Origin of the sequence: Actinomadura roseirufa (genome assembly GCF_900659635.1) — a bacterium.
GTDB classification, from domain to species: Bacteria; Actinomycetota; Actinomycetes; order Streptosporangiales; family Streptosporangiaceae; genus Spirillospora; species Spirillospora roseirufa.
The window spans coordinates 1-13,455 of record NZ_CAACVB010000217.1 but is presented as its reverse complement, the minus strand read 5'-3'; the positions used below and the strand labels follow the sequence as shown (position 1 = coordinate 13,455).

Below are 13,455 nucleotides of genomic sequence, written 5' to 3'. Positions count from 1 at the left end.
CGGTCAGATCGTGATCGTGGGCACCGAGGGCTCGGGCGAGGACGCCAAGTTCACCTTCAAGGGCGTGCCCAAGCCGTCCACCGTCCCCGACAGCCCGCCTCCCATCGAGGGCGCGGTCAACTTCAACAAGGACTGAACCGGTTCGGGGACGTCGCGCTGAACGGCCGAGGCTCGGCGAAGGCCCGCACCCAAAGGATCCGGGCCTTCGCCCCGGCGTCGGCGACCGTGGAGCCGGAACGTGTTCGCGCCCTCAGTCGAAGACGACCACCTGGCGGACGGCCTCGCCCTTGTCGAGCGCCGCGACTCCCTCCGGCAGGTCATCGAACCGGAGCCGGCGGCTGATGAGACCCTCGACGTCGAACCGGCCGGTCTTGATCAGTGTGATCAGTTTGGGCAGATCGCGCCGCAGGTCCGACGCGCCGTAGACGGACGGCTTGAGGTTACGGGCGGCGAACAACAGCTCGTAGGAGCTGATCTCCAGGTTGTCGCCGGGCGCGCCCGCTCCGACGATGATCACGTCCCCGCCGCGGCGTGTCACGTCCCACGCCGCCCTGATGGTCGCGCTCCGGCCGACCGCTTCGAAGGCGTGGTCGAAGCCGCGCCCGCCGGTGAGCCGGTCCCGGGCCGCCGCGAGTCCCTCCGGGGCGGTGGTGTCCGTGGCCCCGAACCTTCTCGCGAGCACGTGCTTGGCCTCCACGGGATCCACCGCGAGTATCGTCGTCGCCCCGGCGAGACGGGCGCCCTGGACGGCGGACAGGCCCACGCCACCGAGTCCGATGACCGCGACGGAGTCGCCGGGCCGGACGTCGCCGGTGTTGAGCACCGCGCCGATCCCCGTCGGGACACCACAGCCAAGAAGCGCCGCGTGCTCGAATGGAACGTCGTGTCCGATCTTTATCGCGGCCTGCCAGGGCACGACCACCTCCTCGGCCCAGGTGCCGGTCCCCGCCATGCCGAAGGCGGGCGCGCCCCCCACCTCGAAATGCGGCCTCTCGAAGAGGTTCGCCATGAAGGTCATGCACAGATGCGCCCGGCCGGCGCGGCAGTCGTCGCAGGCGCCGCAGGCGGGGATCCAATTGACGACGACGTGGTCGCCGGGCGCGACCGCGGCGACACGACTCCCGACCGCGATCACCTCGCCCGCGCCCTCATGCCCGACGACCATGGCACCGCCGCCGCCGGGCAGCTCGCCGTTGATCACGGACAGGTCCGAGTGGCAGATGCCGGTCGCGCGGATGCGGATGCGCACCTCGTCCTGGTCCGGGCCGAGCGCCACGACGTCGTCGCGTAGCTCGAGCCCGCCCGCACCGGCTTCGAACAGTACAGCGGCTCGCATCGGACTCACCTCTCAGGAGCCTTGTGAAAGGTCGGGTTCAGCGCGGAGTGAGCCGAATCCGGATCGGCCCCTCCGAGCGAAGGGCCATCTTCTGAGTGAGCGTGATCTCGGTGTCCACGGCCTCGAGGTCGAAGTTCTGTAGCAGGAGCGCGACGGTGAGGACGGCCTCCAACATCGAGAAGTGCTGCCCGATGCAGGCGCGCGGGCCGCCACCGAACGGGAACCACGCGTACCTGGGCCGCGCGGCCTCCAACTCCGGTGCGAAACGCTCCGGCTCGAACTTCTCTGGTTCCGCCCAGTAAGCGGGGTGGCGGTGCGTCACCCACGGGCACAGCAGCACGATCTCGCCGGCCGGGATCCGGTATCGGCCGACCTCGGTCTCCGTCGTCGCGCGGCGGCTGATGCCCGGGGACGGAGGGAAGAGGCGCATCGCCTCCTTGAGGGACATGTGGACGTAGGCCAGGCGGTCGAAGTCGGAGGCTTCGGGGACGCGTCCGCCGAGGACCCGGTCCACTTCGTCCCGGGCCAGTGCCTGGGCGTCCGGGTGGCGTGCCAGGAGATGGAGCGCGAAGGTCAGCGTCGTCGCCGTCGTCTCATGCCCGGCCAGGAAGAAGATCAGAACCTGGTCGCGGATCTCGGCGTCGGTCAGCCGGTCGTCCCCGGGGGCGCCGGTGTGCAGCAGCAGGTTCAGCAGGTCGTTCCCGTCGGCGTCGCCGTCGGCGTGCCGCCGCCTGATGATGCGGTCGCATACGTCGTACAGCTCACGCCGCGCCGCGGCGGCCCGGCGGTTGGCGGGGGTGGGCCAGCCGCGCGGCAGGGGGATGGGCGCGAACCCGCGCCGGAGCATGTACTCGCCGAGCAGCGGGAAGCAGCGGTCGACGATGTCGCCCGCCTCCTCGCTCGCGGCGCCGAAGAGCACGCGGGTGACCACTCGCTGGGTCAGCCGTGTCATCTCGGGGATGATGTCGATGATCCCGCCGGGGCGGTCGCGCCACTCCTGGACGGTGACCGATGTCTCCTCGCACATCGCCAGGGCGTACCGGTCGACCCGGCGGCGGGTGAACAACGGCTGGATGAGCCGACGCTGCCTGACGTAGTCCTCGTCCTGGCTGGTCAGGAGCCCGTTCCCGAAGATCTCGCGGATCTCGTCGTAGAACGAGTCGTCCTTGCGGAATCCGACCGAACGGGCGAGCACCTGCTGGGCGCCCTCGGCGGAGAAGACCGCGTAGAACCGCTGGCGCAGGCCGGGCGGCCCGACGGTGAACCGCACCACGTCACCGTGCTCGCGGTAGGCCCGCAGATAGGTCTCCAGTGGATCCCGCCGGAAGTCCAGCATGGCGCCGACCAGCGGCGCCCCTGACGCGACGGGGATCTCCTGGACCATCATCGCACCCTCCGGTGAGTCGATGTCTCGTTCGCGGAACTTATGGACCTTGCGCATTAACTGTCGCGGTTCCGTGTGGCGGTCACAACACCTCTGATGGCGACATTAATGCAGCGCACATGCATGCCCATTCAACGTAATGTGCAGTTGATCATGTGAACTGGATAGGCGGGCAAGGGATGGTTATCTCTGCCCTGACCTGCGGAAATATGAAATTGAATGCCGATGGGAAGTTCTTTTTCCGATCGGCCATTGCCTTCCGGTTCGGGTGGTGGTTTTGTGGTGAGCATTGCCCGCCCGCGAACGTCAGATCGGGATCAGGTGGTGGTCGATGAATCACACCCGGAAGCTGCAGAACCGGTTCGAATCCGCGCTCATGGCCAATTACGGAACTCCACCGGTGGCGGTCGCCGGAGGCGAGGGCTGCGTGGTCTGGGACGTGGACGGTGCGCGGTACCTCGACCTGATCGGCGGACTCGCGGTGTCCGCGTTGGGCCACGCCCATCCGGCCGTGGTCGCCGCGGTCTCCCGGCAGGTACGGGAGCTCGCGCACATCTCCAACCTCTACCTGCACGAGCCCGCGGTACGGCTCGCCGAACGGCTGCTGGGACTGCTGGACGCCGACGGCCGCGTCTTCTTCGCCAACTCCGGAGCCGAGGCGAACGAGGCGGCCCTCAAGCTCGTGCGCAAGCACGCGGGCCCGGACCGCCCCTACGTGGTGGCGGCCCATGAGAGCTTCCACGGCCGGACCATGGGGGCGCTCGGGCTCACCGGCCGGCCGACCATCAGAGATCCGTTCGGCCCGTTCGGCGGGGATGTGCGCTTCGTGTCCTATGGAGGTGCGGACGAGCTCGCGGCGGCCGTCGACGCGCGGTGCGCGGCGGTGTTCCTCGAACCGATCCAGGGCGAGGCCGGGGTCGTCCCGCCGCCGCCCGGCTACCTGCGGGCCGCCCGCGAGATCTGCGACGCGACCGGGGCCCTCCTGGTTCTGGACGAGGTGCAGAGCGGTATCGGGCGTACGGGAGACTGGTTCGCCCATCGGCGGGAAGGCGTGCGGCCCGACGTGCTCACCCTCGCGAAGGGACTCGGCGGCGGGTTGCCGATCAGCGCGTGCGTCGGCCTCGGCGCGTACGGCTCCGTCCTGGTCAAAGGCGACCACGGCTCGACGTTCGGCGGTAACCCCGTGAGCTGCGCGGCGGCGCTCGCGGTGGTGGACACCATCGAGCGTGACGGGCTCCTCGTCCATGTCGCCGAGGCCGGGAAGGTTCTCGCGGACGGCATACGCGGGCTGGAGCACCCCCTCGTGGCCGAGGTGCGCGGCCGGGGGCTGTGGCGGGCGATCGTGCTGACCGAGCGGTGCGCCGCGGCGGTCGAGGGCGCCGCTCGCGACGCCGGCTTCCTGGTCAACGCGGTCCGGCCCGATGCCGTACGGCTGTCCCCACCGCTGATCCTCTCGTTCGAGGAGATCCGGTCCTTCGTGACGGCACTTCCGTCCGTCCTCGGCCGGACGGCCGAGGCGCGAGCGGGGGCGCTCTGATGCGGGCGGCCACCATCCACGGTCCGAAGAACATCCAGGTCGAATCGGTGCCGGACGCCGCGCTGCGGTCGTCCCGCGACGCGGTGGTCGCCGTCACCCACGCCTGCGTCTGCGGCAGTGACCTCTGGGCTTATCGGGGAACGGCGCCTCGGCGGCCCGGGCAGCGCATGGGCCACGAGTTCATGGGCACTGTGGAGGAGGTCGGATCGGACGTCGAGACCCTGCGCCCGGGCGACCACGTCCTCGCCCCGTTCCTCTGGTCAGACGGGGAGTGTGAGTTCTGTGCCGACGGCATGCACGCCTGCTGCCGGCAGGGCGGCATCTGGGGACAGCCGGGCGCCGACGGCGGTCAGGGCGAGGCGGTACGCGTTCCCTACGCCGACGCCACGCTCGTCCGGTTGCCGGACGCGCCGGAAGGCCCCCTCGTCCCGGCGCTGATGGCGCTGTGCGACGTGATGTGCACGGGGCATCATGCCGCGCTGGCCGCCCGGGTCCGCCCCGGGAGCACCGTCGCGGTGGTCGGTGACGGCGCGGTCGGACTGTGCGGGGTGCTCGCGGCCCGGCGGCTCGGCGCCGAGCGGATCGTCATGCTCGGGCGGCATCCGGACCGCGTCGCCCTCGCGCGCCGGTTCGGGGCCTCTGACATCGTGCGCGATCGCGGTACCGCCGCGGCCGAGCGGGTCCGTGAGCTGACCGGCGGATCGGGCGTCCCCGCGGTGATCGAGGCCGTCGGCACGCGCGACTCCCTGCAGACGGCCATCGCGATCGCCCGTTCAGGCGGTGCGGTCGGCTTCGTCGGCACCCCGCACGGCGTCGGCGACCGCCTTGACGTCCGGCAGCTCTTCGACCGCAACATCGCACTGGGCGGCGGGCTGGCCCCGGCTCGCGCTTATCTCCCGGACCTGCTCGCCGACGTGCTCGTGGGTGAGCTCGATGCCGGGCCCGTCTTCGATCTGACCCTGGACCTGCCGGACACGCCGCGGGCTTACGCGGCCATGCACGAGCGCCACGCCCTCAAGGCGCTGATCCGTATCTAGCGGCATCGCCCCCACCTGCCGCCCTCCGTCTCATGAGAAGACAGCTAAGGAGTCACACGTGACCGTGGAAAGCGTCAGTGTCAAGGACGCGGTGGTACGCACCGCCTATGAGCGGGACCTCCACCGGCACTGGGAGGAGAAGCAGAGCGACGAGATCAATCTGCTGCTCGGCGAGGCGGACGGCCTCTATCATCACCACTTCGCGGTCGGCGACTTCAACCGCAACATACTCAATGCCGCCGAGCAGGACCGCGAGGCTCTCATCCTCAAGGAGATGCATCGCCTGGAGAGCGAGCAGGTCGCTCTCATCACCGACGCCCTCGACCTGCAGCCGGACGCCCGCGTGCTGGACGGGGGGTCGGGCCGGGGCGGGACCAGCTTCATGATTCATGACCGGTTCGGGTGCCGGGTGGACGGCGTCAACTTCTGCACGCACCACATCGAGTTCGCCGAGCGGCTCGCCCTGCGTCGCGGCTCCGCCGACAGGGTCGCCTTCCACTACGCCAACATGGTGCACACGCCGTTCGCGGACGGCGTCTTCGACGCCGTCGTCACCAACGAGACCACGATGTACGTGGACCTGTTCGAAGCGTTCGCCGAGTTCGCGCGGGTGCTGCGGCCGGGCGGCCGCTACGTGCTGGTCACATGGTGTCTCAACGACGCGGTCACGGCGACCTCGCCGGACGTCGAGGCCATCGACGAGCACTACGTCTGTCACATCCACAAGCGCGGCACCTACCTGAAGGCGCTGGCCGAGAACGGGCTCGTGCCGTCGCGGGTTCTGGACCTCACCGCTGAGGCCGTCCCGTACTGGGAGCTCAGAGACCATTCGCGGCTCAAGACGGGGGTGGAGGCGCCCTTCCTCGCGGGCTACCGCCAGAACCATCTCAACTACCTGGTGATCGCGGCCGAGCGCGTGGCCGCGGGCTGAGGATCCCGTGGTCCGCCGGCCCGTCCGCCGAGGTGCGCACGGGCCGGCGGACCATGGTCCGGCATTCCGGACGACGCGTGTCCGCCCGCCACTGAGAAGGAGGCTTCACGTGACCGTTTCCCACCCGACCTCCAGTACCGTCGGGGGCGCCGCTGATGTCCGCTCCCTCCTGGGGGATGCCCGTGACCTGGTGCTGCCGGCGCTTCGCGCGGCCGTCGACGGCCTTCACCCCGACCTGGCGCGGCTCTGCGGCTACCACTTTGGCTGGTGTGACGAGAACGGAACGCCTGCGGGACACGGCGACGGTAAGTATCTGCGGGCCGCCCTGGTCTCTCTGTCGGCCCAGGCCGCCGGGGCGGGGACCGAGAGCGCCGTCCCGGGCGCCGTCGCGGTCGAACTGGTGCACAACTTCTCACTGTTGCACGACGACATCATGGACTCCGACGACAGGCGCCGCGGCCGTTCCGCGGCGTGGGCCGTCTTCGGCGTGCCGGCCTCGATCCTGGCGGGCGACGCCCTCATCGCGCTGGCCCTCGGCCAGTTGACGCCTCTGGCGGGTGAGGTGGGACGCGACGTCACGCGGCTGCTGGTGGGCGCCCTCGACGAGATGATCTGCGGACAGGCCGCGGATCTGGCCCTGGACACCCTCGGGGTCGCCGACGTCACCACCGAGCACTACGTCGCCGCGACCGGCAAGACCACGGCGCTGCTGAGCTGCTGTACCGCGATCGGCGCACGGCTGGGCGGGGCGCCGGTGACGCTGGCGGACCAGTTGCGGGAGGCGACACGCCATCTCGGCCTGTCCTGGCAACTTGCCAACGATGTGGAGGACATCTGGGGTGATCCGGTCATCACAGGTAAGCCCGCGTTCAGCGATCTCCGCGGCGGCAAGAAGACGTTCCCGGTGATCGCCGCGTTGCGGTCGGGAACTCCGGCGGGACGGTCGCTGGCGACGGCTCTGGACGACGCGCGCGCCACGGTGGCGACGGCCGTCGGCGAATCGGCTCTGAGCGCGTGGGCGTCGGCGATCGAAGCGGCGGGTGGACGCGCTCGGGCTGAGCGCCTCTCCCGAGACCACCTCGACCGGGCGGTCGGACTGCTCACCGAGGCGCTGCCCGAATCTCCGGCCAGGGAGCGGCTCATCGGCCTCTTCCGGCTCATCGTCACCCGCGACGCTCCGCCCCGGCCGGCCGCAACCGGGGCGCAGGGCTGAGCGGAGGGCGCGCGGCCGCACCCGCACCGCGGGCTCATCTCCATCGCGGCCGGCGCCAGCCGCTCTCGTGCCGTGACGCGGGGCACGTGCCCTCCGGGACCATCCGTTCGGGCGCGTAGAACCCGGAACGGTACGCCAGCGCTATCGCCTCGCCGCGGTTGCGAAGCCCGAGTTTGCCGAGCAGGCGAGAGACGTACGCGCGAACGGTGGCGGGCGCGATCGCCATGTTCTGGGCGATCTCCTGGGTGGACTGGCCGATCGAGAGCCGGTAGAGGGTTTCCAGCTCCCGGGGCAGCAGAGAATGGCGAATCTCGGTGGCGGTAAGGTTCGCCTGGTTCTGGCTGAGATGGCTGCCCAGATATCCGACTAATTGCCGGAACAGCGGCGGGGAGATGAAGGTTCCGCCGGTCTCCGCCGCGCGGAGCGCCAGGTGGAGTTCGCGGCCGAGTCGATCTTTCAGTAAGTAGCCGATGGCGCCTCCGTTGACCCCGTGCCAGACAGCGGAGCCGTTTCCGGTGGCGCCGACGAGTATCACGGCCGCTCCGCAACGACTGATCAGCCGGTCGGCCAGTGCCTGGTCGTCCGAGGAGAGGTCACGCGAGAGGAGCACGACGTCGGGGGCGGTCCGGTCGGCGATCTCGATCGCCCGCTCGGAGTCCGCGGCATCGCCCACCAGTTCATGGGCCGCGTCCTCGTCGAGGATGCGCCGCACCCACCTGCGGCTTGTCGGATCAGGGTCCGCTACGAGAACCCTCATATCGCCTCACTGGATGATGAGAAAGGTATCGACTCTATTGGGCCGGTCGGGAAGAGCGGTGAGGAGCGGTCGAGATTTCGCCGCCCGGCCGGCGGGGCGGAGCGGCGCGCTTCGTCATCGTGCGTGAACGGAACCTGCCCTGCTCCTCAAAGTGACACCGTGCGTCCCGTGGAGATCAAAGTGGCAATGTTTGCAGATAAACATATGCTTTCCTATGATGTCAACCCCTTGGTCGTGATGTCTGAGTCGGACCATAATCCAAGGTGGAAGCAAACCGTCCCAGCAGGTGTTTTCTCGGCGTGTAGCCGTTCGCCTACGTTGGAGGGCCGCGTGTCAGCCTCGCAGTCGCCGCGAACGCTGGCAGACAAGGTCAATTGGCTGATAAGTCACATGTGGCCATCGGATCTGGCGCCGGCGACCTCAGATGCCGAAGTCTCCGCCGCCTTGCGGAGAGTCACCGGGGAGGAGATATCGCGGTCGACGGTGTGGAAGCTGCGAACGGGCAGGCAGCCGAATCCCACACTGCGGACACTGCGGACGCTCGCGACCTTCTTCGAGGTCCCGATGAGCTACTTCGGCGACGGTGAGGACGCGGTGAGGACCGGAGGGTTGCTCACGTTGCTCGCCCTCATGCGCGACGGGGACGTCGACGACGCCACGTTGCGGGCCCTCGCCGGCCTGTCGCCGGAGGGCAGGAGGATGGTCAGCGAGGTGATCGCCAGTGCCGCGCGCATGGAGCGCAGCTGCCCGCTCCGGCGTCCCAGGGGCCGTGCGGGCCGGTGACACGGCCCCGGTCGGCGGGGACCGGGTCAGCGGGTCCCGGCGGCAGGGACCGGGATCTCGTGACCGCCGGTCAGATCGTGGTGGATGCGTTCGGGCGGCACTCCGAGCTCTTGCAGGGACGTGACCGTCCGCCGGACCATCGCGACGGGACCCGCCACGTACGCCTCGTGCCCCTCCCACCCGTCGAAGCGGTCCAGGACATCGGCCACCAGCCCGCGCATCCCGTCGTAGCCGAGGGACTCCGACAGCACGGGGACGACCGTCAGCCACGGGTGCGCCGCCTCCAGCGCCCGTAGATCGGGCAGGTCGTACAGGTCGCGCTCGCTCCGCGCCCCCACCAGCAGGTGGACCCGCGGCGCCCGGCCGGACATGACGACCTGCTCGACGATCGCCTTGAGCGGGGCGAGCCCCGTGCCGCCCGCGACGAGCAGGAGGTCGCGGTCCTCGGCGAGGTCGAGGGCCATGGTGCCCGCGGCGGGCCCGAGCAGCACGGTGTCGCCCGCCGTGGTGTGCCGCACGAGGGCGCCGCTCACCCAGCCGCAGGGCTGCGCCCGCACGTGCAGGCGCAGCGTCCCGTCCGGCCGCGGGGCGTTGGCGATCGAGTACGGCCGCCACACCCGGGGCCAGCGGGCGGCCTGCACCGGCACATGCTGGCCCGGGGCGAAGGGCAGCGGCCGTCCGGGCCGCAGCGTGAGCACCGCGAGGTCGGCGGCCCTGCGGTCGTGGTCGGCGACCTCGGCGACCCACCAGGGCGGGCTCGTGGCCGCGTCCCGCTCGGCGGCCTCGATCATCGTGTCGGCCGCCGCGGCGAACGCGGCGGTCCAGGCGGCCTCGGCCTCGGCGGTCCACGTCTCGGCCGCGAACGCGCGCAGGGTGGCGACCAGCGCCTCGCCGACGACGGCGTAGTGCTCGGGAAGCACGCCGTACTTGCGGTGGCCGCGGCCGAGCCGGGACAGATAGGCCCGCAGCTCCGCGGGGTTGTCCTGGCTCCAGACGATCCTGGCGAGCGCGTGGAAGAGCCGGTCGCGCTGGGAGGTCATCTCGGGCGGGAACAGGGCCCGCAACCGGGGATCCGCGGCGAAAAGGCGGCCGTAGAAGAAATTCACCGCCCGGTCGGGATCGGATTCAAGCCGGGCGAAACTCTCTTTGACGATCCGGGGTTCCCATGCCATTTGACAAACTCGCCCCCCTGGGCCTTTGGGCGCCGGTTCCGCTCCGGCGTCAGGGGCCGGTGCGTGGAGGGTGCCCGGCTTTGTGAGATTCTCGCATCCGTCGCCGCAGGTACTCAAGCGGTTCACGGCGATCGTCGGCCGAGCTGACGGAGAGTGATCGGCATATCATTTACTGTGATAAGAATAATTCCGACATATAGTGCGAATACCGATCGGTATATCGGGTGTCATTCGCGGCGGCGGTCAAGGGGGTGGCCTACGGTGGGAGATGCTTCTCCACCCGGGTAGAAGATTTCCTTTATTTCCGTCGAGGCGGGTTTCGGGGCGGCTGGGGGAGTGGTTCTGTTCGTCCGCACGGCCGCCGGGCAAGGCCGGCTGAGGGGAGACCACGGATGTCAGAGGCGATCGGAGGGGCCCCGGGCCCCGGCGCCGCCATGGGCGGCGCCCCGCCGCTCATCGGTGTCACGACCTATCAGGAGCCGGCCCGCTGGGGGGTGTGGGTGCGCGAGGCGGCGCTTCTGCCGGCCGCCTACGTCCGCGCCGTCGAGCGCGCGGGCGGCGTGCCGGTGCTGCTCCCGCCCGCGGCGAGCCTGCGCGGCGTCGGCACGCTCGTCGCCCGGCTCGACGGGCTCGTCCTGGCGGGCGGCGGAGACCTCGACCCCGACCTGTACGGCGCCGCCCGGCACGCCGAGACCGGCCCCCCGCAACCCCAGCGCGACCGGTTCGAGCTGGCGCTCGTCCGCGCCGCGGTGGAGGCCGGCCTGCCCTTCCTGGCGATCTGCCGCGGCATGCACGTGCTGAACGTGGCCCGTGGCGGGACGCTGCTCCAGCACCTGCCCGAGGTCGTCGGGCACCGGGGGCACGCCCCAGGGACCGGGCTGGCCGGCTCGCACCGGGTACAGATCAGCGCGACCAGCGAGATCGGGAAGGTCCTCGGGGACGCCGCCGACGTGCCCACCTACCATCACCAGGCGGTGAGCCGCCTCGGCAAGGGCCTGTCGGCGGTCGCCTGGGCCGAGGACCAGGTCGTCGAGGCCGTCGAACTGCAGGGCCACCGGTTCGGGCTGGGCGTCCAGTGGCACCCCGAGGAGGGCGACGACCGGCGCCTGTTCGAGGCCTTGGTGGACGAGGCCGCCGGGCGCTGAGGGAGGCGCACCGGCCGGGTGCCGGAGACGGGCGCGGTTGGCGGCCCGGCCTGGGGGAAGAGGGCGGGAGACCTCGCGCCGCCGTCCCCTGGAGGCCGCAGCATGCCCCTGCATCCGCAGACCGCGCGCTTCCTGGAGATGCTCGCCGACCCGGCCGGGGGCGCGCCCGGCGCGGCACCGGACGGTCCCTCGATCGAGGAGATGCGGCGCGGCATCGGCGCGCTGTGCCCCGCCGTCCGGCGCGAGCTGCCGGAGGTCGCCGACCTGCGCGTGCGCGGACCGGGCGGGCCCCTGCCGGTCCGGCTCTACCGGCCCGTGCCCGCCGCCGCCGGCCCCCTGCCCGCCGTGGTCTACCTGCACGGCGGCGGGTGGGTGCTCGGCGGGGTCGACGCCGTCGACGCGGCCTGCCGCGAGCTGGCCGCGGGCACCGGCTGCCTCGTGCTCAACGCCGGCTACCGGCTGGCGCCCGAGCACCCGTTCCCGGCCGCCGTGGACGACGCCTGGGCCGTCACCGCCGCCGTGGCCGACGACCCGGGCCGCTACGGCGCCCTTCCCGGGTCCCTCGCGGTGGCCGGCGACAGCGCGGGCGGCAACCTCGCCGCGGCCGTCGCGCTGCTGGCCCGCGAACGCGGCCTGCCGCTGGCGCACCAGCTGCTCGTCTACCCGGTGACCGACACGGCGATGGACACCCCGAGCTGGCGCGAGTACGCCACCGGGTACGGGCTCGACGCGGGCGCGCTCGCCCGCTTCATGGAGCTGTACCGCGACGGCGCGCACCCCGCCGATCCGCGGCTGGCGCCGCTGCGCGCCGCCGAGCTCGGCGGGGCCGCGCCCGCCACCGTGATCACCGCCGAGTACGACATCCTGCGGGACGAGGGGGAGGCGTACGCGCGTCGCCTCGCCGCGGCCGGGGTGCCGGTCGAGCTGCGCCGCTACGACGGCGTGGTGCACTCGTTCTTCCTGCTCCCGGAGATCTTCGACGCCGGTGCGCGGGCGCAGCGGTTCGCTGTGCGACGATTGCGCGCGGCACTCGCAGGCCGGACTCGGGAGGGCGGCGCGGCATGGACGCGGCAGGGGACGAGCGGTACGGCAGGTACGAGCGGCTGAAGATCGACCGGGCGGCGCCCGGGGTACTGCGGATCACGCTGAGCACGCCCGGCAGGCTCAACGCGGTCGACGCCGCGGGGCACCGCGAGCTGGCCGAGATCTGGCGGGACGTGGACGCCGACGACGAGACCCGCGCCGTCCTCGTGCGCGGCGAGGGGACGGCGTTCTCCGCGGGCGGCGACCTGTCCATGATCGAGACGATGATGACCGACCACGCCGCCCGGCGGCGGATCATGCGCGAGGCCCGCGACATCGTGATGAACGTGGTGAACTGCGGCAAGCCGGTGGTCAGCGCGGTGCGGGGCCCCGCGGTCGGCGCGGGTCTCGCGGTGGCGCTGCTGGCCGACATCTCGGTCGCCGGCCGCACCGCGCGGATCATCGACGGGCACACCCGGCTCGGGGTCGCGGCGGGCGACCACGCCGCGCTCGTCTGGCCGCTGCTGTGCGGCATGGCCAAGGCCAAGTACTACCTGCTGCTCAACGATGTCCTCACCGGCGAGGAGGCCGAGCGGATCGGCCTGGTCTCGGTGTGCGTGGACGACGAGGAGGTCCACGGGCGCGCGCTGGAGATCGCCGAGCGCCTGGCCGCCGGACCCGCGGAGGCGCTGTCGTTCACCAAGCACGCGCTGAACAACTGGCTGAGGCTGGCCGGGCCGACGTTCGACGCGTCGCTGGCGATGGAGTTCTTCGGTTTCACCGGCCCGGACGTCCGCGAGGGCGTGCGGGCGATCCGCGAGAAGCGCGCCCCCGACTTCGGCTGACCGCGCGGCGGCCGGCCCGCGGGCGGGCGAGACCTCGGCATCGGCTCTCCCGGCGGTGGGACGGCGCGAACGCCCTCATGCCCGCCCCTCGCCGTGATCGTGGCAACGCCGCGATCCCGGGCGACGGGGCCGCGCGGGCGGGGTAGCCTCGGCCCGTGCGCGCCTCCCGCCGGACGTTCCTGAAGGGCGCCGCGGTCTGCGCCGCGACGGCGGCCGGAGCCACCGGCTGCCCGGACGCCCCGGCCGGGGCGGGAACGCTGCGGCTCGCGGCCGGCGAGGCCGGCGGAGCCTA

Annotated in this window: 13 protein-coding genes; 9 read left to right on the top strand and 4 right to left on the bottom strand. The window is 71.6% G+C overall.

The genetic code is table 11. The annotated features are described in order from the left end of the window. Window positions 1-250: 250 nt before the first annotated feature. Both E1291_RS31820 and E1291_RS31815 read right to left on the bottom strand, forming a co-directional pair. Window positions 251-1,336 (bottom strand): alcohol dehydrogenase catalytic domain-containing protein, encoded by a 1,086-nt coding sequence (locus E1291_RS31820; protein WP_131741778.1) that lies wholly within the window; start codon window positions 1,334-1,336, stop codon window positions 251-253. A gap of 37 nt (window positions 1,337-1,373) precedes the next feature. Beyond that, window positions 1,374-2,777, bottom strand: coding sequence for a cytochrome P450 (locus E1291_RS31815; protein ID WP_207401046.1), 1,404 nt, complete (start codon window positions 2,775-2,777; stop codon window positions 1,374-1,376). 274 nt (window positions 2,778-3,051) lie between these two features. On the opposite strand from E1291_RS31815, the gene E1291_RS31810 reads away from it, so the two are divergent. The 4 genes from E1291_RS31810 to E1291_RS31795 all read left to right on the top strand — a co-directional run bounded on the left by E1291_RS31810 (window position 3,052) and on the right by E1291_RS31795 (window position 7,438). Beyond that, window positions 3,052-4,257, top strand: coding sequence for an acetylornithine transaminase (locus E1291_RS31810; protein ID WP_131741777.1), 1,206 nt, complete (start codon window positions 3,052-3,054; stop codon window positions 4,255-4,257). Further along, on the top strand, window positions 4,257-5,294 hold the full coding sequence (locus tag E1291_RS31805) for a zinc-binding dehydrogenase (protein ID WP_131741776.1): 1,038 nt from the start codon (window positions 4,257-4,259) through the stop codon (window positions 5,292-5,294). The genes E1291_RS31810 and E1291_RS31805 overlap by 1 nt, the downstream gene beginning before the upstream one ends. A 58-nt stretch (window positions 5,295-5,352) precedes the next feature. Continuing rightward, window positions 5,353-6,225 carry an SAM-dependent methyltransferase gene (locus tag E1291_RS31800; RefSeq protein WP_242614503.1) on the top strand — a complete coding sequence of 291 codons (873 nt, stop codon included), beginning with the start codon at window positions 5,353-5,355 and terminating at the stop codon, window positions 6,223-6,225. Window positions 6,226-6,334: 109 nt separating this feature from the next. Then, window positions 6,335-7,438: a polyprenyl synthetase family protein gene (locus tag E1291_RS31795; protein ID WP_165495375.1), complete on the top strand. Its 1,104-nt coding sequence runs from the start codon at window positions 6,335-6,337 to the stop codon at window positions 7,436-7,438. 34 nt (window positions 7,439-7,472) lie between these two features. Here the strand turns inward: E1291_RS31795 and E1291_RS31790 are convergent, their stop codons facing one another. Further along, window positions 7,473-8,195 (bottom strand): LuxR C-terminal-related transcriptional regulator, encoded by a 723-nt coding sequence (locus tag E1291_RS31790; protein ID WP_131741774.1) that lies wholly within the window; start codon window positions 8,193-8,195, stop codon window positions 7,473-7,475. Window positions 8,196-8,678: 483 nt separating this feature from the next. Here E1291_RS31790 and E1291_RS31785 point away from each other — a divergent pair, with 483 nt between their 5' ends. Further along, window positions 8,679-8,978 carry a hypothetical protein gene (locus E1291_RS31785; RefSeq protein ID WP_131741773.1) on the top strand — a complete coding sequence of 100 codons (300 nt, stop codon included), beginning with the start codon at window positions 8,679-8,681 and terminating at the stop codon, window positions 8,976-8,978. Between the two features lie 26 nt (window positions 8,979-9,004). On the opposite strand, the gene E1291_RS31780 is transcribed toward E1291_RS31785, so the two are convergent. Beyond that, a complete protein-coding gene (locus tag E1291_RS31780; RefSeq protein WP_242614502.1) occupies window positions 9,005-10,084 on the bottom strand; it encodes a globin domain-containing protein in 1,080 nt (359 codons plus the stop codon). A 458-nt stretch (window positions 10,085-10,542) separates the two neighbouring features. Between E1291_RS31780 and E1291_RS31775 the strand changes: the two genes are divergently transcribed. From E1291_RS31775 to E1291_RS45255, 4 genes are all read left to right on the top strand, one after another. Beyond that, on the top strand, window positions 10,543-11,295 hold the full coding sequence (locus E1291_RS31775) for a gamma-glutamyl-gamma-aminobutyrate hydrolase family protein (protein ID WP_242614501.1): 753 nt from the start codon (window positions 10,543-10,545) through the stop codon (window positions 11,293-11,295). 102 nt (window positions 11,296-11,397) lie between these two features. Beyond that, a complete protein-coding gene (locus tag E1291_RS31770; protein ID WP_131741771.1) occupies window positions 11,398-12,402 on the top strand; it encodes an alpha/beta hydrolase in 1,005 nt (334 codons plus the stop codon). Further along, on the top strand, window positions 12,357-13,163 hold the full coding sequence (locus E1291_RS31765; protein WP_131741770.1) for an enoyl-CoA hydratase/isomerase family protein: 807 nt from the start codon (window positions 12,357-12,359) through the stop codon (window positions 13,161-13,163). The genes E1291_RS31770 and E1291_RS31765 overlap by 46 nt, the downstream gene beginning before the upstream one ends. 155 nt (window positions 13,164-13,318) lie before the next feature. Beyond that, the coding region (locus E1291_RS45255) for a twin-arginine translocation signal domain-containing protein (RefSeq protein WP_165495373.1) at window positions 13,319-13,455 on the top strand (137 nt) is incomplete at its 3' end.

What these genes read in the sequence shown, in the direction of transcription:
- E1291_RS31820 (WP_131741778.1), bottom strand. Translation starts at nt 1,336, where the DNA reads ATGCGAGCCGCTGTACTGTTCGAAGCCGGTGCGGGCGGGCTCGAGCTA.
- E1291_RS31815 (WP_207401046.1), bottom strand. Translation starts at nt 2,777, where the DNA reads ATGCGCAAGGTCCATAAGTTCCGCGAACGAGACATCGACTCACCGGAG.
- E1291_RS31810 (WP_131741777.1), top strand. Translation starts at nt 3,052, where the DNA reads ATGAATCACACCCGGAAGCTGCAGAACCGGTTCGAATCCGCGCTCATG.
- E1291_RS31805 (WP_131741776.1), top strand. Translation starts at nt 4,257, where the DNA reads ATGCGGGCGGCCACCATCCACGGTCCGAAGAACATCCAGGTCGAATCG.
- E1291_RS31790 (WP_131741774.1), bottom strand. Translation starts at nt 8,195, where the DNA reads ATGAGGGTTCTCGTAGCGGACCCTGATCCGACAAGCCGCAGGTGGGTG.
- E1291_RS31775 (WP_242614501.1), top strand. Translation starts at nt 10,543, where the DNA reads ATGTCAGAGGCGATCGGAGGGGCCCCGGGCCCCGGCGCCGCCATGGGC.
- E1291_RS31770 (WP_131741771.1), top strand. Translation starts at nt 11,398, where the DNA reads ATGCCCCTGCATCCGCAGACCGCGCGCTTCCTGGAGATGCTCGCCGAC.
- E1291_RS31765 (WP_131741770.1), top strand. Translation starts at nt 12,357, where the DNA reads ATGGACGCGGCAGGGGACGAGCGGTACGGCAGGTACGAGCGGCTGAAG.